The organism is Stenotrophomonas sp. YJH_SMC_37, assembly GCF_059370035.1.
The window spans coordinates 75,867-94,719 of sequence record NZ_JCAFTG010000004.1 but is presented as its reverse complement, the minus strand read 5'-3'; the positions used below and the strand labels follow the sequence as shown (position 1 = coordinate 94,719).

At 65.1% G+C, this 18,853-nt stretch carries 16 protein-coding genes and 11 tRNA genes; 4 read left to right on the top strand and 23 right to left on the bottom strand.

Translation table 11 applies throughout. The features are described 5' to 3' along the window. Positions 1-66: 66 nt before the first annotated feature. Positions 67-771, top strand: a complete 705-nt coding sequence (locus tag AC5P8J_RS07365) for a PP2C family protein-serine/threonine phosphatase (protein WP_019659519.1) — start codon at positions 67-69, stop codon at positions 769-771. Positions 772-881: 110 nt separating this feature from the next. Here AC5P8J_RS07365 and dnaQ read toward each other — a convergent pair whose 3' ends face one another. The 3 genes from dnaQ to AC5P8J_RS07350 are packed head-to-tail and all read right to left on the bottom strand — an operon-like array spanning position 882 to position 2,728. After that, a complete protein-coding gene (gene dnaQ / locus AC5P8J_RS07360; RefSeq protein WP_019659520.1) occupies positions 882-1,613 on the bottom strand; it encodes a DNA polymerase III subunit epsilon in 732 nt (243 codons plus the stop codon). A 4-nt stretch (positions 1,614-1,617) separates the two neighbouring features. Then, positions 1,618-2,070 carry a ribonuclease HI gene (gene rnhA / locus AC5P8J_RS07355; protein WP_019659521.1) on the bottom strand — a complete coding sequence of 151 codons (453 nt, stop codon included), beginning with the start codon at positions 2,068-2,070 and terminating at the stop codon, positions 1,618-1,620. A 13-nt stretch (positions 2,071-2,083) separates the two neighbouring features. Further along, positions 2,084-2,728, bottom strand: coding sequence for a class I SAM-dependent methyltransferase (locus tag AC5P8J_RS07350; protein ID WP_019659522.1), 645 nt, complete (start codon positions 2,726-2,728; stop codon positions 2,084-2,086). 11 nt (positions 2,729-2,739) lie between these two features. On the opposite strand from AC5P8J_RS07350, the gene gloB reads away from it, so the two are divergent. Further along, positions 2,740-3,504, top strand: coding sequence for a hydroxyacylglutathione hydrolase (gene gloB / locus AC5P8J_RS07345; protein ID WP_021204521.1), 765 nt, complete (start codon positions 2,740-2,742; stop codon positions 3,502-3,504). After that, positions 3,501-4,700 carry a lytic transglycosylase domain-containing protein gene (locus AC5P8J_RS07340; protein WP_019659524.1) on the top strand — a complete coding sequence of 400 codons (1,200 nt, stop codon included), beginning with the start codon at positions 3,501-3,503 and terminating at the stop codon, positions 4,698-4,700. The genes gloB and AC5P8J_RS07340 overlap by 4 nt, the downstream gene beginning before the upstream one ends. Before the next feature lie 207 nt (positions 4,701-4,907). Here AC5P8J_RS07340 and AC5P8J_RS07335 read toward each other — a convergent pair whose 3' ends face one another. The 18 genes from AC5P8J_RS07335 to AC5P8J_RS07250 all read right to left on the bottom strand — a co-directional run bounded on the left by AC5P8J_RS07335 (position 4,908) and on the right by AC5P8J_RS07250 (position 16,092). Then, entirely contained in the window at positions 4,908-6,863 is a 1,956-nt protein-coding gene (locus AC5P8J_RS07335; protein ID WP_021204523.1) for a peptidyl-prolyl cis-trans isomerase, read from the bottom strand. A 147-nt stretch (positions 6,864-7,010) separates the two neighbouring features. Further along, positions 7,011-7,087, bottom strand: a tRNA-Asp gene (locus tag AC5P8J_RS07330). Between the two features lie 105 nt (positions 7,088-7,192). Beyond that, positions 7,193-7,269, bottom strand: a tRNA-Asp gene (locus AC5P8J_RS07325). A gap of 87 nt (positions 7,270-7,356) precedes the next feature. Beyond that, a tRNA-Asp gene (locus tag AC5P8J_RS07320) sits at positions 7,357-7,433 on the bottom strand. An 83-nt stretch (positions 7,434-7,516) separates the two neighbouring features. Then, positions 7,517-7,593: transfer RNA gene (locus tag AC5P8J_RS07315), tRNA-Asp, on the bottom strand. Between the two features lie 25 nt (positions 7,594-7,618). Then, positions 7,619-7,693, bottom strand: a tRNA-Val gene (locus AC5P8J_RS07310). Positions 7,694-7,704: 11 nt separating this feature from the next. Then, positions 7,705-7,977 (bottom strand): HU family DNA-binding protein, encoded by a 273-nt coding sequence (locus AC5P8J_RS07305; protein ID WP_005408270.1) that lies wholly within the window; start codon positions 7,975-7,977, stop codon positions 7,705-7,707. Positions 7,978-8,194: 217 nt separating this feature from the next. Beyond that, the gene (lon, locus tag AC5P8J_RS07300) at positions 8,195-10,645 is read right to left on the bottom strand and encodes an endopeptidase La (RefSeq protein WP_164144120.1); all 2,451 of its coding nucleotides are present in this window, start codon (positions 10,643-10,645) and stop codon (positions 8,195-8,197) included. Between the two features lie 143 nt (positions 10,646-10,788). After that, complete coding sequence (gene clpX / locus AC5P8J_RS07295) at positions 10,789-12,078, bottom strand: ATP-dependent Clp protease ATP-binding subunit ClpX (RefSeq protein ID WP_049466059.1); 1,290 nt, start codon at positions 12,076-12,078, stop codon at positions 10,789-10,791. 126 nt (positions 12,079-12,204) lie between these two features. After that, positions 12,205-12,831 carry an ATP-dependent Clp endopeptidase proteolytic subunit ClpP gene (gene clpP, locus AC5P8J_RS07290; RefSeq protein WP_019659528.1) on the bottom strand — a complete coding sequence of 209 codons (627 nt, stop codon included), beginning with the start codon at positions 12,829-12,831 and terminating at the stop codon, positions 12,205-12,207. A 74-nt stretch (positions 12,832-12,905) separates the two neighbouring features. Beyond that, positions 12,906-14,201 carry a trigger factor gene (tig, locus tag AC5P8J_RS07285; RefSeq protein WP_019659529.1) on the bottom strand — a complete coding sequence of 432 codons (1,296 nt, stop codon included), beginning with the start codon at positions 14,199-14,201 and terminating at the stop codon, positions 12,906-12,908. Between the two features lie 188 nt (positions 14,202-14,389). Then, positions 14,390-14,474: transfer RNA gene (locus AC5P8J_RS07280), tRNA-Leu, on the bottom strand. A gap of 134 nt (positions 14,475-14,608) precedes the next feature. Further along, positions 14,609-14,977 carry a hypothetical protein gene (locus tag AC5P8J_RS07275; protein WP_021202275.1) on the bottom strand — a complete coding sequence of 123 codons (369 nt, stop codon included), beginning with the start codon at positions 14,975-14,977 and terminating at the stop codon, positions 14,609-14,611. 248 nt (positions 14,978-15,225) lie between these two features. Beyond that, positions 15,226-15,301, bottom strand: a tRNA-Lys gene (locus AC5P8J_RS07270). Between the two features lie 196 nt (positions 15,302-15,497). Next, positions 15,498-15,573, bottom strand: a tRNA-Lys gene (locus AC5P8J_RS07265). A 79-nt stretch (positions 15,574-15,652) separates the two neighbouring features. Beyond that, positions 15,653-15,729: transfer RNA gene (locus AC5P8J_RS07260), tRNA-His, on the bottom strand. 170 nt (positions 15,730-15,899) lie between these two features. After that, positions 15,900-15,976: transfer RNA gene (locus tag AC5P8J_RS07255), tRNA-Arg, on the bottom strand. A gap of 39 nt (positions 15,977-16,015) precedes the next feature. Beyond that, positions 16,016-16,092, bottom strand: a tRNA-Pro gene (locus AC5P8J_RS07250). Between the two features lie 181 nt (positions 16,093-16,273). Between AC5P8J_RS07250 and AC5P8J_RS07245 the strand changes: the two genes are divergently transcribed. Beyond that, positions 16,274-17,032 carry a Bax inhibitor-1/YccA family protein gene (locus AC5P8J_RS07245; protein WP_021202979.1) on the top strand — a complete coding sequence of 253 codons (759 nt, stop codon included), beginning with the start codon at positions 16,274-16,276 and terminating at the stop codon, positions 17,030-17,032. Positions 17,033-17,110: 78 nt separating this feature from the next. Here AC5P8J_RS07245 and AC5P8J_RS07240 read toward each other — a convergent pair whose 3' ends face one another. Together AC5P8J_RS07240 and AC5P8J_RS07235 are read right to left on the bottom strand one after the other, a co-directional pair. Then, positions 17,111-18,019 (bottom strand): LysR substrate-binding domain-containing protein, encoded by a 909-nt coding sequence (locus AC5P8J_RS07240; protein WP_171952405.1) that lies wholly within the window; start codon positions 18,017-18,019, stop codon positions 17,111-17,113. 53 nt (positions 18,020-18,072) lie between these two features. Further along, positions 18,073-18,816 carry a cysteine hydrolase family protein gene (locus tag AC5P8J_RS07235; protein ID WP_308305501.1) on the bottom strand — a complete coding sequence of 248 codons (744 nt, stop codon included), beginning with the start codon at positions 18,814-18,816 and terminating at the stop codon, positions 18,073-18,075. Positions 18,817-18,853: the final 37 nt, after the last annotated feature.

Here is an 18,853-nt window from a genome sequence, read left to right as displayed (position 1 = left end):
CCTTGCCGGATGCGTGCGGCCACCCGATGATGCCTGTCTCCCCAGCAACACCCTGCCCCAGCCCCCATGATCGAATTCGGACACCTCACCCACCCCGGCATGCGCCGCGAGCTCAACGAGGACACCTACTACGGTGACAGCGAGCTGGCCCTGTGGCTGGTGGCCGATGGCATGGGCGGGCACGCCTGCGGTGAAGTGGCCAGCGCGCTGGCACGCGAAACCATCGTGCGCGAGATACGCCGTGGCGCGCCATTGGCCCAGGCCATCCGCACCGCCGACGAAGAGATCATCCGCACCTCACGCCGTCGCAATGACAGCCTGCCGATGGGCACCACCGTGGTCGCCGCGCGCGTGCAGGGCAACCGCTATGAAGTGGCCTGGGTCGGCGACAGCCGCGCCTACCTGTGGCGCGATGGACAGCTGGCACAGCTCAGCCAGGACCACAGCGTGGTGCAGGAACTGGTCGCGCAGGGAAACCTGACCGCCGAACAGGCGCGTGCGCATCCGCATCGCAACGTGGTTACCCAGGCGCTGGGCGTGACCGATCCGGCACACCTGAACGTGGCCACCACCAGCGGTGAACTGCGCCCGGGAATGCAGCTGCTGCTGTGCAGTGACGGCCTGACCGAGGAGGTGGACGACCGCAGTATCGCCCGCACCCTCGCCTACGAAGATGCCAGCGCGCAGGAATGCGTGGACACGCTGGTCGCAGCCGCACTCGACGGCGGTGGCCGCGACAACATCAGCGTGATCCTGGTGCGCTGCCATTGACCGGTAGATCCACGCCACGCGTGGATGCGGTAATGCCGGCCGCTGGCCGGCTCACCGGGAAACCCCGTATCACGTAGATGCCGGCCAGCGGCCGGCACTACCTCGATGTATTACGCGCTGACGGGTTCTTCCACCTTCGGGCCATCCCACAGCGCGTGGCCGGCCTTCTTGCGCAACCGCTCCAGCCGCGCGGCATGCGCTTCCAGCTCCGACGGCGTGGCCACTACGCGCGGGCGCGGCAGCAGCTTGCTGGTATCGAAGGCCTGCAGCGCCGCACCGGCGCCACCGCCATCGTCATCCCCCAGGCCGAATCCGATCTCTTCCTGCCCCGAGGTCAGCGCGATGTAGACGTCACCCAGGATCTGCGCATCGAGCAGGCCGCCATGCAGTGCACGGTGCGAGTTGTCCACGCCCAGCCGCTTGCACAGCGCATCCAGCGAATTGCGCTGGCCCGGGAAGCGCTCGCGCGCCATCACCAGGGTATCGATCACCGTGCAGCGATCGGTGATCTTCCCGTACTGCGGGCCCAGCAACGACAGTTCGTTGTCGAGGAAGCCCAAGTCGAACGCCGCGTTGTGGATGATCAGCTCGGCGCCATCGATGAAGGCAAGGAATTCATCGGCGATCTGCGCGAAGTCCGGCTTGTCAGCCAGAAACTCCAGGGTCAGGCCGGTGACTTCCTGCGCGCCCTGTTCGAACTCGCAGTCCGGCTTGATGTACTGGTGGTAGTTGTTGCCGGTCGGGCGGCGCTTGAACAGCTCCACGCAGCCGATTTCGACGATGCGGTTGCCCTTCTTCCACTCCAGGCCGGTGGTTTCGGTATCGAGGATGATCTGACGCATGGGCTCAGTTTACCGGGCTGGCGTCGCGGATCTGGATGGCCGCGTTGCGGGCCAGGGTATCCACCCGCTCATTGTCCGGATCGCCGGAGTGGCCCTTCACCCAGCGCCAGTCGATCTGGTGCCGCAGCGTGGCCGCATGCAGGCGCTCCCACAGCTCGCGGTTCTTCACCGGCTCACCGCCGGCGGTCTTCCAGTTCTTGCGGATCCAGCCCGGCATCCACTGGGTCAGCCCCTGCCGCACGTACTGCGAATCGGTGTAGAGCACGATGTTGCACGGCTCGGTCAGCGTCTCCAACCCGGAAATGGCGGCCATCAGCTCCATCCGGTTGTTGGTGGTGTGCGCTTCGCCGCCGCTCAGTTCACGCTCATGGCCCTTGTAGCGCAGCAGTGCAGCCCAGCCGCCGGGGCCGGGATTGCCAAGGCAGGAACCGTCGGTGTGGATTTCGATGGTTTTCAATACAACTCCAGAATCAGGTGGCTACGGTGCCGTGCCAGCGCACCGGCAGCGGTGTCGGCCCGGGCAGGGCCAGCGTGCGCTTTTCAGCATGGAACAGGCAGGCCGCGCGCAGTGGCGCCCACCCGCCCGGGCGACGGCTGCCGGCACCGCGCCAGAGGGGGCCGATGTAACGCATATCGTCGCACTCCAGCCCGTGGCGGCCGAGCAGCAGGCGAATCCGCTGCGGCGTGCGCACCACCAGTCCGTGCTGGCGCCAATGTGTACGGTAGGGGCTGAACGGATTGAGGCTGCTCAGCCACAGGTGGCCGCCCGGCATCAGCACGCGCTCGCACTCATCCAGCAGCTGGTCGGCATCGCCGGTGGTCACATGCTGCAGCACGATCGCGTTGACACTCTCGTTGGCCAGCGGCAGCGGCAGTGCGCAGCGGGTATCGCCGGCATAGCCCTGCCCCTGCCGGAACAGGCGCAGGCCACGCCCGCCGAGCTGCGCATCATCAAGCCAGCACGCGCTTGGCGCGATCCACAACCAGGGTTGTGCCGGCAGCACTGACAGCTGCGGCAGCAGTAATTGCCGCTCCAGCACGCGCAGGGATTCCGCCGGTTCACTGTCGAACCACGGGGTCTGGCTCGCTTGACGGGTGCTCTGCAGCGCGGGCATGGTCCAATTCTATGCGACTGACTGCCCTGCCCGCATTTGCGGACAACTACATCTGGACGTTGATCGACGACGATGGCGCCGCCGTGGTCATCGATCCCGGCGATGCCGCGCCGGTGCTTGCGGTGGCCGATCAGGGCCTGCGCGTGGACACGATCCTGCTCACCCATCATCACGATGACCACATCGGTGGCGTGCCCGCGCTGCAGGCGCGTTTTCCCGGCGTCCGGGTGATCGCGCCGGTCGAGGAGCGCATTCCCACTGCGACCCACCGCGTCGGTGAAGGTGAACGCGTTCAGGCACTGGGCCGGACGTTCCACGTACTATCCGTGCCCGGGCATACCCGCAGCCACATCGCGTTTCACACTGCTGAACATCTTTTCAGCGGAGATTCGTTGTTCAGCCTGGGCTGTGGACGCCTGTTCGAAGGTACGCCGTCCCAGCTGCTGGCGTCGATGCGCAAGCTGGGTGCCCTGCCCGCGCAACTGCTGCTTTGTTGCGCTCATGAGTACACCGTGTCAAATGCCGTCTTCGCGCGGCATGTCGACCCCGCCAACGCTGCCCTGTGGCAGCGCCAAGAGGAGGCTTTGGCCATGCGCCGCGATGACCGTTCCACCCTGCCGGTAACCCTGGCCAGCGAATTCGACTGCAATCCCTTCCTGCGTGTGCACGCGGCGCCGATCCGTGCGTCGGTGGCGGCGCACCTGGGCCGTGACGTCGTGGACGACGTCGACGTGATGGCCGGTCTCCGGCACTGGAAAGACGGCTTCCGCGCATGATGCGCCGAAGTCTGCCGCTGGCCCTGGGCCTTGCGCTGGGGCTGGCAGGAACCGCGGGCGCACAGTCGCTGGGCGCAGGCATCAGCCAGAACCTGACCGCTGCCGCTGCGCTGCCGCTGGATCCATCGGCGCTGCCGGCCGCTTCGGTACGCAACGGCCAGGAGATCTTCACAAGCTTCCGCGACGGCCTGGCCGAGCCCAGCTGCGATGCCGAGGCCACCAGCCCGCGCTGGCAGAAGCAGTTCGCCCATGCTCCCTCACGCCTGGCCAACCAGGATGACGATGCGCTGGTGCTGTTCGGCTACGTGGTCGAAGAGCTGCGCAAGGCCAACCTGCCCACCGAATTCGCACTGATTCCGTTCGTGGAAAGTGGCTATCGGCCCAATGCACGCAATGGCAGCGGTCCGACGGGCCTGTGGCAGTTCATCGCCACCACCGCGCGCAACCATCGGGTGCCCATGTCCAACGGCTACGACGGCCGCCTGTCGGCGGTCGATTCCACCCAGGCCGCGGTACGTTACCTGAAGACCCTGCACGGCATGTTCGGCGGCGACTGGCGCCTGGCCACCATGGCCTACAACGCCGGCGAGTACCGGGTCCTGCAGTCCATGCGCAAGGCCGGCATGAACGCGCAGAACGCCAAGCCATCGGCGCTGCCCGGCCTGTCACCGGTCACCCATGCCTATGTCGAGAAGCTGCATGCCCTGGCCTGCGTGCTGGAGGACGTGGAAGACCAGCCCGGCGTGATGGCCTCGCTGGACCGCACCGTGCCGGTGCTGAAGGACCACACCCTGCCGGCCGGCACCAGCATCCAGCAGTGGGCCGCACAACGCGCCCTGGACCCTGCCAGGATCGCCCGCCTCAACCCGGCCCTGGCCGCCGGCAACCGTGCCTCGGGAACCACCCGGGTGCTGGCCCCGGTCTCGGCCGCCAATGCGACGGTGACGGAAACCGCGACCACGCTGGTGGCCAGCACCGCACCGGCTGCCACGACCACACCGACGCCGCAGGCGGCCAAGACCGTCGCCGCGATTGCCGATCGCCCGCGCAGCCGCCGCCACACCGTGCGCGATGGCGAGTCGGCATGGACCATCGCCCGTCGCTATGGCATGCCGGTGAAGGCGCTGCTGTCACTGAACGGCCTGAGTGGCAGCAGCGTGCTGAAGCCGGGCGCGGTGCTGCGCGTCGAGGACTGACGCGCCAGCCAGGCCCTCCTGTAGAGCCGAGCCCATGCTCGGCTTTTTCATGCCTGCGCGCAGCAGATGCAGTCGAGCACGGCTCGACTCTACAAAAGGCGGTCGAGCAAGCTCGACCACTGCCAAGGCGCAAGCGCGACACAAACGACGCGAAGACAAAAAAGGCCCGGCAATGCCGGGCCTTCTTCGATCTGCTCGCCGCGAGGCTTACAGGTTCGCTTCGGTGGTCTGGATCATGAACTTCTTGCGCATCGCATCCACGTAGGCCTTGGCTGCGGCCATGCCATCGATCTGGCTCAGCTGCTCCTTGAGCTGCTTCTGCTGCTCGGCGGTCACTTCCTTGATGTCGCCCGGGTTGACCTTGTTCACTGCAAACAGCAGCGCGTGACCGTTGACGTCGACCTTGCCGTAGCTCGGCTTGCCTTCGGCCGGCACAGGCGCGCTGAAGATGGCGCGGTTGATTTCCGGGGTCGGCACCGGCTGGCTGCGCGGCAGGCCCGGCATCGGGCTCAGCTGCAGCTTCTCGCTTGCGGCCAGCGACTGCAGGGTGGCGCCCGCCTTCAGCTTGGCCAGCACGGCGTCGGCGGCCTTGTCGCTGGCCTGGCGCTGGCGGTCAGCGCGGATCGCGGCGATCACCTGCTCGCGGGCCTTGTCCAGCGGCAGGGCCTGTTCCGGGGTATGGGCGGCCACACGGATGACCACACTGTGGTTGGTCGCGCCGCCCAGCGCAATCGGGTCGCTGGCAGTGCCGTCCTGCACCAGCACTTCAGAGAAGGCGGCACGCAGCACGGCCGGGTCAGCGGCGATGCCACTGGCGGTTGCGCGGGTGATCGGCCCCAGGGTCTGCAGCGGCAGGTTGACTTCCTTGGCCGCAGCGGCCAGATCGCTCGGGCTCTTGTTGATGGCATCCACCAGACGACCGGCCAGCTCGTTGAAGCCGCGTTCGCCGTCGGCCTTCAGCTGCTCGGCGGCCAGCGTGTCACGTACTTCCTCGAACGACTTGCCTTCGCCGCCACGCACCGCGGCGACCTTGATGATGTGGTAGCCGAAGTCGGTCTTGACCGGGCCGATCACGTCACCGGCCTTGGCAGCGAACAGTGCGTCTTCGAACGGCTTGACCATCGCACCGCGCTCGACCCAGCCCAGGTCACCGCCCTGGTCCTTGGAGCCCGGATCTTCCGAATTGGCCTTGGCCAGCGCAGCGAAGTCGGCACCGGCCGCCTTGGCTTCGGCAGCGATCTTGTTCGCCTTGGCTTCGGCGCCGTCACCGGTGATCAGGATGTGCGAGGCCTGGCGCTGCTCCGGCGAGGTGAACTTCGCCTTTTCTTCTTCATAGCGCTTGCGCAGGGTCGCTTCATCGGCCGGAGTCGGTGCCGGCAGGTTCGCACCGTTGATCTCGACGTATTCCAGCGAGACGCTCTCGGCCTGGCGGAAATCCTTGCCGTGGCTGTCGTACCACTGCTTGATCTGCGCGTCAGTCACCGGCGCGGTGTCAGCCGGTACTTCCGGCAACGCGGCCAGTTCGACGTCGCGGGTTTCACCCAGCAGCTTCAGCAGGCGCTCGGTTTCGGCCTGGGTGACAAAGCCCGAATTCTGCAGGCCCGACGGGATCACCGACTGCTGCAGGCTCTCGCGCACCAGTTCCTGGAACTGGGTCGGGGTACGCGGCGGATTGCCACCGGCCAGGGCCAGGCGATAGTTGTTTTCGTTGAACTTGCCGTTCGAATCGAGGAAGGCCGGGATGGTGGCGATGTACTCGCGCACCGCACCATCGCCAATGACAACGCCGGCTTGTTCACCGACCAGGCGCACGACCTGCTCATCGATCAGCTGGTCGAGCACGGCCAGCTTGTTTTCGGTGCTCTCGAAAGCGCGCGGGTCGAAGTTCTCGCCCTGCTGCTGGCGCTCACGCATGCGCTCCTGCTCGAAACGGGTGCGGAAATCCTGCGCGCTGATCTCATGGTGCTGCCACAGCATGCGCACCGGCCACCACGACGGTGCCGAACGCCACCAGGTCGGCGGGGCGGAAACCTTGGCCACGTTCTGAGCGCCAACGCCACCGAGGTAACTGTTGTCGATCACGAACAGGAACGGAATCATCAGCAGCCCCAGGATCACGGTGACGATCCAGCCTGAGGTCTTGTCGCGGAGTTTCTGCAGCATGGTGAGGAATCACAAGGCCTGATTGGCGAGCCCGGCAGTGTAACCCGCTTCGCCGCAGGGACCAAAAGCAGCGGCGGCGCGGCCTGCGCATCACTTTGCGACGGGCTAAAGAAAAAACCCTCGGCTTGCGCCGAGGGCTTTTAGAGTTGGCGGAGCGGACGGGACTCGAACCCGCGACCTCCGGCGTGACAGGCCAGCATTCTAACCAGCTGAACTACCGCTCCGCGCTGAAACTTTGCAGGCGCCCAGTATATCCGAAGACTCCCTGGAAACCCAGCCCGATGAACACTTTTTTCAAAGTTTTTTCACAGGGATTTAAGACTCTGCAATGGCGGAGCGGACGGGACTCGAACCCGCGACCTCCGGCGTGACAGGCCAGCATTCTAACCAGCTGAACTACCGCTCCGTTCTTGCAAGAACCTATTCGCCTTCTTCCCGAACCTTCCGGGGAGAAGACAAGGCCCCCAGCTTTAGGCCGGGGGCCTTGATGTAGTGGCGGAGCGGACGGGACTCGAACCCGCGACCTCCGGCGTGACAGGCCAGCATTCTAACCAGCTGAACTACCGCTCCGCATTGTTGCTTTTTTGTTTTCCCATCGGCCTGGACCTGGGAGAAAACAAAGCCTCCAGCTTTTGGCCGGAGGCCTCGTTGAATGGCGGAGCGGACGGGACTCGAACCCGCGACCTCCGGCGTGACAGGCCAGCATTCTAACCAGCTGAACTACCGCTCCACACTCAAACGTTACCGCGGTGCTGTGGTGGGTGCTGAGGGTTTCGAACCCCCGACCCTCTCCGTGTAAAGGAGACGCTCTACCGCTGAGCTAAGCACCCCAGCGAGCCGCTTAGTTTACAGCATCCTTCAGAGCCTTGCCAGCCTTGAACGACGGATTCTTCGAAGCAGCGATCTTGATGGTGTCGCCGGTCTTCGGGTTGCGGCCGGTGCGGGCAGCACGGTCGCGGACCTGGAAGGTACCGAAGCCAACCAGGGTGACCGCATCGCCGTCCTTCAGCGCCTTGGTGATGGCAGCAACGACGGCATCGACAGCGCGGCTGGACTCGGCCTTGGTCAGGTCCGCAGCTTCAGCAACGGCATCGATCAATTCGGTCTTGTTCATTCTCTACAACTCCTTTGGCGGTGGGTTCCGCTTATTCGACAGGGAAGCAACCGCACGCCTTCTGCATGCGGCCGCCATGTGGAAACGGTTCGCCGATTCAGTCATCGCTGACAGCGATCACTCATTCGCGAGTGCTGCTTTTATACCAGTGGCCCTACCCCCACGCAAGCTGGAAAGCCAGCAACGACGCGGGTTTCGGGCCATTGGACGGTGCGCGTCAATGCTTGACGCGCGCACTTCCACTCGGTTTGGCCTTGCTGCGCACCGTGACACGCTGCGCACTCTTGCGTGCCTTCTTCGGTGCCAACGGGCGCTCCAACGCCAGGTCCAGCACTTCCTCGATGTACTTCACCGGCACGATCTGCAGATCGCGGGTAACGTTTGCCGGAATGTCTGCAAGGTCCTTGCGGTTCTCTTCCGGAATGATGACCGTGCGGATGCCGCCCCGCAATGCGGCCAGCAGCTTTTCCTTCAAGCCGCCGATGGCGGTGACACGGCCACGCAGGGTGATCTCACCGGTCATCGCCACGTCGGCACGCACCGGCACCTTGGTCAGCATCGATACCAGCGAGGTGACCATCGCCGCGCCGGCACTCGGGCCGTCCTTCGGCGTAGCGCCATCGGGCACGTGCAGGTGCACGTCGTGCTTCTGCAGGAAGTCGCTGTCGATGCCGAAGCCCACGGCGCGCGAACGCACCACCGACAGCGCGGCCGACGCCGATTCCTTCATCACGTTGCCGAGCTGGCCGGTCAGGATCAGCTGGCCCTTGCCCGGCACCAGTGTCGATTCGATCTGCAGCAGATCGCCACCGACCTCGGTCCAGGCCAGGCCGGTGACCAGGCCGATCTCGTTCTCTTCCTCGGCACGGCCGAAGTCGAAGCGACGCACGCCCAGGTACTTGTCCAGGTTCTTGCTGGACACATTGACCAGCGCCCTGGGCTTCTTCGCGCCCTTCTTCGCCTTCACCGGCTGCGGGCCGGCCAGCGCGATCTCCTTCACCACCTTGCGGCAGATCTTGGCGATCTCGCGTTCCAGGTTGCGCACGCCCGATTCGCGCGTGTAGTAGCGCACGATGTCCTGGATGGCGTCACTGCCGATCTCCAGTTCTTCCGGCTGCAGGCCGTTGGCCTTGACCTGCTTGGGCACCAGGTAACGGGTGGCGATGTTGAGCTTCTCGTCCTCGGTGTAGCCGGGGATGCGGATCACTTCCATGCGGTCCAGCAGCGGGCCGGGAATGTTGAGCGAGTTCGAGGTGGCCACGAACATCACTTCGGACAGGTCCAGGTCCACTTCCAGGTAGTGGTCGTTGAACGCGTTGTTCTGCTCCGGGTCGAGCACCTCCAGCAGCGCCGACGACGGATCGCCACGGAAGTCCATCGACATCTTGTCGATCTCGTCCAGCACGAACAGCGGGTTCTTGCTGCCAACCTTGTTGAGGTTCTGCACGATGCGGCCAGGCATCGAACCGACGTAGGTACGGCGGTGGCCACGGATCTCGGCCTCGTCACGCACGCCGCCCAGCGACATGCGCACGAACTTGCGGTTGGTGGCCTTGGCGATGGACTGGCCCAGCGAGGTCTTGCCCACGCCCGGCGGCCCGACCAGGCACAGGATGGGGCCCTTCATCTGCTTCACGCGCGACTGCACCGCCAGGTATTCAAGGATGCGCTCCTTGACCTTCTCCAGGCCGTAGTGATCGGCATCGAGGGTGTCCTGCGCCACCTTCAGGTCCTTGCGCACCTTGCTGCGCTTCTTCCACGGCACGCCCAGCAGCCACTCCAGGTAGTTGCGCACGACGGCGGCTTCAGCCGACATCGGCGACATCTGCTTGAGCTTGTTCAGTTCATTGCGTGCCTTGGCTTCAACCGCCTTCGGCATGCCGGCCTCGGCAATCTTGCGGGCCAGTTCTTCCAGCTCGCCCGGCGCGTCGTCCAGGTCACCCAGTTCCTTCTGGATGGCCTTCATCTGTTCGTTGAGGTAGTACTCGCGCTGGCTCTTCTCCATCTGCGACTTCACGCGGCCGCGGATGCGCTTCTCCATCTGCTGCACGTCGATCTCGCCGTCGACCAGGCCGACCAGCATCTCCAGGCGGTCACCGACGGCCAGCGTTTCCAGCAGGCGCTGCTTGTCGGCCAGGCGCACGCTGATGTGCGCAGCGATGGTGTCGGCCAGGCGCGCCGGCTCATCGATGCCCGACAGCGTCTGCAGCAGCTCCGGCGGCAGCTTGCGGTTGGTCTTCACGTACTGCTCGAACAGCGACATCAGCGAGCGGGCGATGGCCTCGACCTCGCGCGCTTCGCGCTCGTCAGTGGCCTCGATCTCCACCGCCTGGCCGTGCAGCGAGCCGTTGCGCTCGTCGACGTGGGTGACCTGCACGCGCGACAGGCCTTCGACCAGCACCTTGATGGTGCCGTCGGGCAGCTTCAGCAGTTGCAGCACCTGCGCCAGCGTGCCGACTTGGTAGAGGTCGGCCGCATGCGGGTCGTCGGTTTCGGCCGACTTCTGCGCCAGCAGCAGGATGCGCTTGTCCGCCTCCATTGCCTGTTCGAGCGCGTGCATGGACTTGTCACGGCCGACGAACAGCGGGATGACCATGTGCGGGAACACCACTACGTCGCGCAGCGGCAGGACCGGCAGGTCGAGGGTTTCACTTGGGGAACGGGCCATGGGGGCTCCAGGGAAGGGGGAAAACCGCCTCCGGGAGGGCATCTTCCGGAGACAAAAAAAGCCGATGGCCCCGTTATGGGGCCATCGGCTTTCAGATGCAAGGCATTCCTTTAAAATCCTTTCCAATCAACAACCTGGAAGGATCACTCGGCGCCTGCGGCCTTCTGTTCAGGGGCCGCCGGGGTCTGGTAGATCAGGTACGGCTCGGACTTGTGCTCGATCACCGATTCGTCCACGACCACCTTGCTGACGTTCTCCTGCGACGGCAGGTCATACATGGTGTCCAGCAGGACCGATTCGACGATCGTGCGCAGGCCGCGGGCGCCGGTCTTGCGCTTGAGCGCCTTCCTGGCGATGGCCGACAACGCGTCCGGACGGAACTCCAGCTCCACGTTCTCCATCTCGAACAGCTTCTTGAACTGCTTGGTGATGGCGTTCTTCGGCTCGGTCAGGATCTTGATCAGGGCCGGCTCGTCCAGCTCCTCCAGGGTCGCGACCACCGGCAGGCGGCCGACGAACTCGGGAATCAGGCCGAACTTGATCAGGTCTTCCGGCTCGACCTCAGCCAGCACCTTGCCCACTTCCTGCTTGCGCTCGCTGCTCTTCACCTTGGCACCGAAGCCGATGCTGCCGATGTCGGTGGAACGGGCCTGGATGACCTTGTCCAGCCCGGCGAACGCGCCGCCGCAGATGAACAGGATGTTCTTGGTGTCCACCTGCAGGAATTCCTGCTGCGGATGCTTGCGGCCGCCCTGCGGCGGGACGCTGGCCACGGTGCCTTCGATCAGCTTCAGCAGGGCCTGCTGCACGCCTTCGCCGGATACATCGCGGGTGATCGACGGGTTCTCGCTCTTGCGCGAGATCTTGTCGATTTCATCGATGTAGACGATGCCCTGCTGCGCCTTCTCGACATCGTAGTCGCACTTCTGCAGCAGCTTCTGGATGATGTTCTCCACATCCTCGCCCACGTAACCGGCTTCGGTCAGCGTGGTGGCGTCGGCCATGGTGAACGGCACGTTGAGCAGGCGGGCCAGGGTTTCGGCCAGCAGCGTCTTGCCCGAACCGGTCGGGCCGACCAGCAGGATGTTCGACTTCGCCAGTTCGACGTCGTCGTTCTTCTGCCGGCTCTCGATGCGCTTGTAGTGGTTGTAGACGGCCACGGCCAGGGTGCGCTTGGCGCGGTTCTGGCCGATCACGTACTGGTCGAGGACCTCGAGGATCTCGCGCGGCTTGGGCAGCGAACTGCGTGCCGACTGCGCCTTCTCCTCAAGCTCCTCACGGATGATGTCGTTGCACAGCTCCACGCACTCATCGCAGATGAATACGCTCGGACCCGCAATCAGCTTGCGCACTTCATGCTGGCTCTTGCCGCAGAAAGAGCAGTAGAGGATCTTGCCGGTGTCCGTGGAACGACCTTGGCGGTCTTCGCTCATGCTTCGCTTACCCAGTTACCCCACCCGCTGAACGGGGGTTCGATTCGAGAATAGCACAGGGCCGAGGGGACACCAGTCCCGCCCGACCCTGCAGGAACGGGGCCTCCATGGCCCCGTGAAGGCCGGTCAACCGGCCTGGATCGACTCATCCGGACGACGCTCCAGGACCTGGTCGACCAGACCGTAGGCCTGCGCCTCGAAGGCGCTCTTGAAGTTGTCGCGCTCGGTGTCGCGGGCGATCGTCTCCAGCGACTGGCCGGTGTGCTTGGCCAAGATCTCGTTCAGGCGCGAACGCAGGGTCAGGATCTCTCGCGCATGGATGTCGATGTCGGTGGCCTGCCCCTGGTAGCCACCCAGCGGCTGGTGGATCATCACGCGCGAGTTCGGCAGCGCGTAGCGCTTGCCGGCTTCGCCCGCGGCCAGCAGCAGGGCGCCCATGGAGGCGGCCTGGCCGATGCAGGTGGTGCTCACATTCGGCTTGATGTACTGCATGGTGTCGTAGATCGCCATGCCGGCGGTGACCACGCCACCCGGCGAGTTGATGTAGATGTTGATGTCCTTTTCCGGGTTTTCCGATTCCAGGAACAGCAACTGCGCCACCACCACGTTGGCCATGTGATCGTCGATCGGGCCCACGAGGAAGATCAGACGCTCCTTCAACAGGCGCGAATAGATGTCGTAGGCACGCTCGCCGCGGCTGGTCTGCTCGACCACCATCGGAACCAGGTTCAGGGCTTTGGTTCGGTTGTCCATTACGTGAGGTACCTATCTTGGGGGGCAACAACCCCGCGCCGGCAAAGGCGCGGGGCATCCGGTGATCCGCCGGCTTACTGGCGGATCGCGTCCTGGAACGAGAGCTTCTCTTCGGTGTGCTGGGCACGCTCGGCGATCCAGTCGATCACCTGCTCTTCCATCACACGGTTCTGCAGGCCAGACATCAGCTGGGGGTCGTTGCGGTACATCTCAATGACCTGCTCCGGCTCTTCGTAGGTCGAAGCGATCAGACGCATCGTTTCGTTCAGGCGCTTGGCTTCCAGGCGCAGGTCGTTGATGCGGGCCACTTCACCGACCAGCAGGCCGACCAGCACGCGCTTGGCGGCAGCGTCCTTGAAGCCTTCGTGGGCATCGGCCGGGATCTCGCCGACGTTCTGGCCGTTGCGGCGCAGCTGCTCGACCTGCTGGGCCAGCATGGCGCGGGCTTCGTTCTCGACCAGGCGCGGCGGCATTTCGACCGACGAGTAGGCCGCGATCAGCTGCTCGCCGACTTCACGGCGCAGGCGGTTCATCAGCGCGCCCTTCAGCTCACGCTCCAGGTTGGCGCGGATGTCGCTGCGGAACTGCGCGACGTCGCCACCCTTCACGCCGAAGCTCTTGATGAAGGCTTCGTCGACCGCCGGCACGACCGGCTCGGACACTTCGGCAACCTTGACGGTGACCTGCACGGTCTTGCCGGCCAGCACCGGCACGCGCCAATCAGCCGGGAACTCGACGTCCAGGGTCTTCTCTTCGCCCTTGGCCAGGCCGACCAGGCCCTTTTCGATGGTGTCGAACATCATGCCCTGGCCGAGAACGATCGAGCCCTTCTCGGTGCCCTCGGCCGGCAGGCGCTCTTCGCCGGCCTGCGACCAGGTTTCCACCGCGACCAGGTCGCCTTCCTGTGCACCACGGCTGACCGGAGCCCAGGTACGACGCTGGTTCTGCAGGTTCTCGATCATCTGGTCGATGTCGGCTTCGGTGATCTCGGCGGTGTGACGCACGACGGTCAGCTTGCTGACGTCGATGTCGCCGAAGTCCGGCACCACTTCCACGGTGGCCACGAAGGAGAATTCACCCTCGTCGCCCTTGTCGATGCGCGGGCTGCCGACGACGCGCAGGTCGTGCTCGCGCACGGCCGCGTCGAAGGTTTCGCGCAGCAGGCCGTCCAGCGCCTCGCCACGGACCTGCGCGCCGAAGCGCTGCTCGATCACCTTGGCCGGCACCTTGCCCGGACGGAACCCCTTGATGCGGGTGGTACGGGCGATTTCGCCCAAGCGGCCGGCGATGTGGCTCTGCAGACGCTCTTCCGGCAGCGAGAAGCTCAGGCGGCGTTCCAGGTTGCCGGTGGATTCGATCGAAGCTTGCATGTTGACTCCTGCCACCGGTGGCCCACGCCCCCGGCTCGATGATTGGGATGAAACGGTTGTAAGGACGCGACGTCTGGGACGCGCCTGCTTGCCGCAGCCCTTTAGTTTCGCCCAATTCGGCCTGCACTGCCAGCGCGTGCCGGTCAAGGGGCGCAGATGGCCCGATCAGGGCGGGGACAGGCCGGCACTGGTGCGAAAGGGGGGACTCGAACCCCCACGCCTTGCGGCACTGGAACCTAAATCCAGGGCGTCTACCAATTCCGCCACTTTCGCGTGGCCGGCTCAGGCGTTCATTGTCGCAGGCGATGGCAGGAATCGGAAGGCCTGCACAAAACTGAACATGGCGATCGCGCGGCGCGCGCGTTGGACCACCCCGGGGAGCGCAAGCTGATCCGGGGTGGCAGGGTTCACTGCTGCGGCCTGGCCTTGGCCGGCGCCGTATCGGACCCCGACTCGGCCGGAGGATCCACCTTGCGGATCTCCACGCCCCCGTCTTCGGTGCGCCGCAGTGCCGCCGACTCCGGCGTGGCCTTGCGCACGTCCACCGAACCATCCGCATTGCGCTGCACGTCCACCGCGTCGGGCAGGGCCTCCCCTTCCGCGGGCTGAGCCGGCTGCATCTGCATGGCCTCACCCACCGGGCGCGCCGGAGCGCTCTCGGTGCCAGCATCGCGTTCGACGGTCTGCGCGGGATCGTTGGCCGGCGTGCAGGCCGCCAGTGCCAGCAACGCAAAGGGAACCCACAGCGTGCGGTGCAATCGATTGATATCAGCCATCAACATCTTCCTTCGTGCATGCGCCACTGGCGCGGAAGATCCATTGGGTGCGATACAGGACGCGACGCGGTGAGAAGCAGCGCACAGCATTGAAAACACTGATGACGCGTATGCCCCTGATTTCAGCATCGCTTCAGTAGATCCACGCCATTCATGGATGACGTGCGACCGGGCGTGCAGGCATCCGCACGCTCAACCCGGCGCGCAGACAAGAAAAAAGCCACTTGGCGAACCAAGTGGCTTTCGTCTGGTGGGCTGTCAAGGATTCGAACCTTGGACCTATTGATTAAGAGTCAACTGCTCTACCAACTGAGCTAACAGCCCGAAATCGGGGCGCGAATTATGACCCGATCCGCTCGGTGGGTGCAAGCACTTTTTTCAACGCCGTTGAAACCAGCACTGCGATCCCGCTGCCGTTGCAGATCCGCGCCGAGCGGGGCCTGCAACGCGTGATCCATCCAAATGAAGGAGTCACACTTATAAGAAAAAAGCCACCTGGCGTACCAGGTGGCTTCTGTCTTGGTGGGCCGTCAAGGATTCGAACCTTGGACCTATTGATTAAGAGTCAACTGCTCTACCAACTGAGCTAACGGCCCGTGAAACTCAGACGCACATTGTAGCGTGCATTCTTCTTATTGCAATACCGTTTCGGCTGCGCCGGCACGGTTGAAACAGTGGGGTGGCTGAGGGGATTCGAACCCCCGACCACCGGAATCACAATCCGGTACTCTAACCAACTGAGCTACAGCCACCACTGAAACGCTTGTTCCTGCCGATGCGGCTGGCGACGGAACTGAAACCTTTGCCTGGAGACTGTCACCGAAGTTCCGGTCCGCCGAAGCGAGTCCGATATTCTGGTGGAGTCTTTAAGCTTTTGCAAGCACTTCTTCACATCGGCCGATGCGATCCCGTTACTCGCCGATGGCGCGCCCGACAGGAATCGAACCTGTAACCGCCGGCTTAGAAGGCCGGTGCTCTATCCAGTTGAGCTACGGGCGCCCGAACCGGAACGGTGTCCAATCCGACGTGACGTGGGATTGGTCGGGGTAGAGGGATTCGAACCCCCGACATCCTGCTCCCAAAGCAGGCGCGCTACCAGACTGCGCTATACCCCGGTCTTGCAATCCCCTCGGGCCAGGCCCGGGGAGTCGTTCATTGTGGCCAAGCACATCGTGAGCTGTCAACGCAGGCGAGACCAGCCATGAAACCGCCACGGCGCCATGCGTGGTCATCGGCTATGCTCGCAGACATCGGCCGGACGGCCGTCCCGACCTTTCATTCGCACGGAGAACACGCATGCGCAGCGGCAATCCGGCTCTTTCCGAGTCGACCTTCCTCGACCTCGCCAGCGGCTCGGTGGTGACCAGCCCCGACCAGGCAATGACCCTCAACGGCACCGTCAACAAGACCGGCTTCCTGTTGCTGTTGACCGTGCTGACGGCCGCTTTCGCCTGGAACCAGACCATCGATGACTACGGCCAGGTCATGGCCGGAGCCAAGCTGTATGCCATGGGCGGCGCCATCGGCGGCCTCGTGCTGGCGCTGATCACCGTCTTCAAGAAGGAATGGTCGCCGGTCACCGCGCCGATGTACGCGCTGGTGGAAGGCCTGTTCCTCGGCGCCATCTCGGCCGTGTTCAACGCCAAGTTCCCCGGCATCGTGTTCCAGGCCGTGCTGCTGACCTTCGGCACCCTGTTCGCGCTGCTGTTCGCGTACCGCAGCGGCCTGATCAAGGCCACCGAGAACTTCAAGCTGGGCGTGATCGCGGCCACTGGCGGCATCGCCCTGCTCTACCTGGCCTCGTTCGTGCTGGGCTTCTTCAACATCAACGTGCCGGTGATCCATGACTCCGGCTGGCTGGGCATCGCCTTCAGCCTGTTCGTGGTGGTCGTGGCCGCGCTGAATCTGGTGCTGGACTTCGACTTCATCGAGACCGGTGTCGCCCAGCGCGCGCCGAAGTACATGGAGTGGTATGGCGCATTCGGCCTGATGGTGACCCTGGTCTGGCTATATGTGGAGTTCCTGCGCCTGCTGTCGAAGATCCAGCAGCGCTGAACCGGATAGAGCCATAAACGACAAAGGGCGCCTTCTGGGCGCCCTTTTCTCTTTGTTACGCATCGCTGCATTTCCCGGCTAGCCAGTCGCGCCCACCTGTGCAGCGTAGTGCGCCGCAAGGTGCTCGACCAGCGCGCGCACTTTCGGCGCCAGCGCCCGCGCATGCGGATACAGCGCGAAGTAGCGCCGCTGCCCGGCGTGCCAGGCGGGCAGCACACGGATCAAACGACCGGCGCGCAGGTCTTCCTGCACGGTCAGTGCGGTGAACAGGCTGATGCCCATGCCCGCCAGCGCGGCGGCATACAGCGCCGGCGTTGCATCCACCCGCAGGCGTTGCCCGGCCTCGATGCTCGCGCTGGCGCCGCGCGGCCCCTGCAGCTGCCAGGGCGACGTCGCCGCTGCAGGACTGAACCCCAGCAGCGCGTGCTGCGCAAGGTCCGACGGCTGACGCGGCAGGCCATGACGCGCCAGGTAGGCCGGTGCGGCGACCAGGATGCGCGGGCAGCTGGCCAGCTCGCGCGCGACCAGCTGGCTGTCCGGTAGCGAGGCTGCAATACGCAGCGCCAGATCGAAGCCACCACCGACGACATCGACGAGCTGATCATCGGCCGACAGATCCAGCGCGACCTGCGGGTAGCGCTGCAGGAAGGACGGCAACCAATGCGGCAGCTCCTGGCTGGCCACCACCTGCGGCACGCTGATCCGCACCCTGCCACGGGGTTGCGCCTGCCCGGCGCGGGCACGATCGTCCGCCTCCTGCAGGCGGTCCAGCAGCGTTGCCGCCTCGCGATAGTAGTCGCGCCCGGCCTCGGTCAATGACAGCCGGCGGCTGTTGCGATCGAGCAAGCGAACCTGCAGATGTTCTTCCAGCTGGCGCAACTGCCGTGACATCGCCGAGTGGGTGGTTCCCAGGCGTTCAGCGGCCGCGGTGAAACTGCCCGCGTCAACGATGGCGCGCAGCGCACGCAGGGCGGCGAAGTGATCCATCGGCTAGTGGCTCCACGTTGCGGTGCCCACGGCATGCGGGCCCCGCCAGCTTATCAAGCGCCGTCGCCAGCCTTGCGCACCGGCAACGCCAGGATCGCGTCGGTACTCATGACATCCCCGAACGCGTCTTCGATCTGCGCCAGCGAGGCGTCATGCAGCGCGCGATGGCCGATGCGCTGGCCACCGGCCAGGTCCAGGTCGCGGCTGGCGCTGGCGTCGGACGAGACGATCACCCGGTAGCCACGTGGTGCGGCCGCTGCGTCGCGCGCAGCACCGGCGACGCAGGCATGGGTCTGCAGGCCGGTGACGATAAGGGTGTCGATACCGGCATGCTTAAGCACCGTGTCGAGCACCGCGGCCGAGCTGCCAGCGAACACGCTGACGTTGTCCTTCTGCACCACGGTCTCGCCCTTGCGCGGCTGCAGGTCGCGATGGAAGTCGGCATTGACGCTGCCCAGCGCGAACAGCGGTGCGCCGGCCGGCAACACATGCTGCACGTGGATCACGCGGATGCCGTGGGCATCGGCGAACGCGACCACCCGCCTGGCCTGGCGCAGTGCGGCCACGCCATCGGGAATGACCATGCGGCCACCGGCGAAGCCCGGCGCGGCGCTGGCGTCGAAGTACTCGTTCTGGAAGTCGATCACCAACACCGCGGTCTTCGCCGCATCCAGCGAGGCCGCGACCGGCGCGCCCGCAATATGGCGGATGGTGGGATGGGCCGGCTCGGCGGCGACGACCGGAGTGGTGGCGGCCATGCCGATCAGGCTGGCCAGGCCGAAGGCGGTGAGGTTCATGGGAGGGTTCCTGTGTGGTGGGTGTGGGGCACAGGAT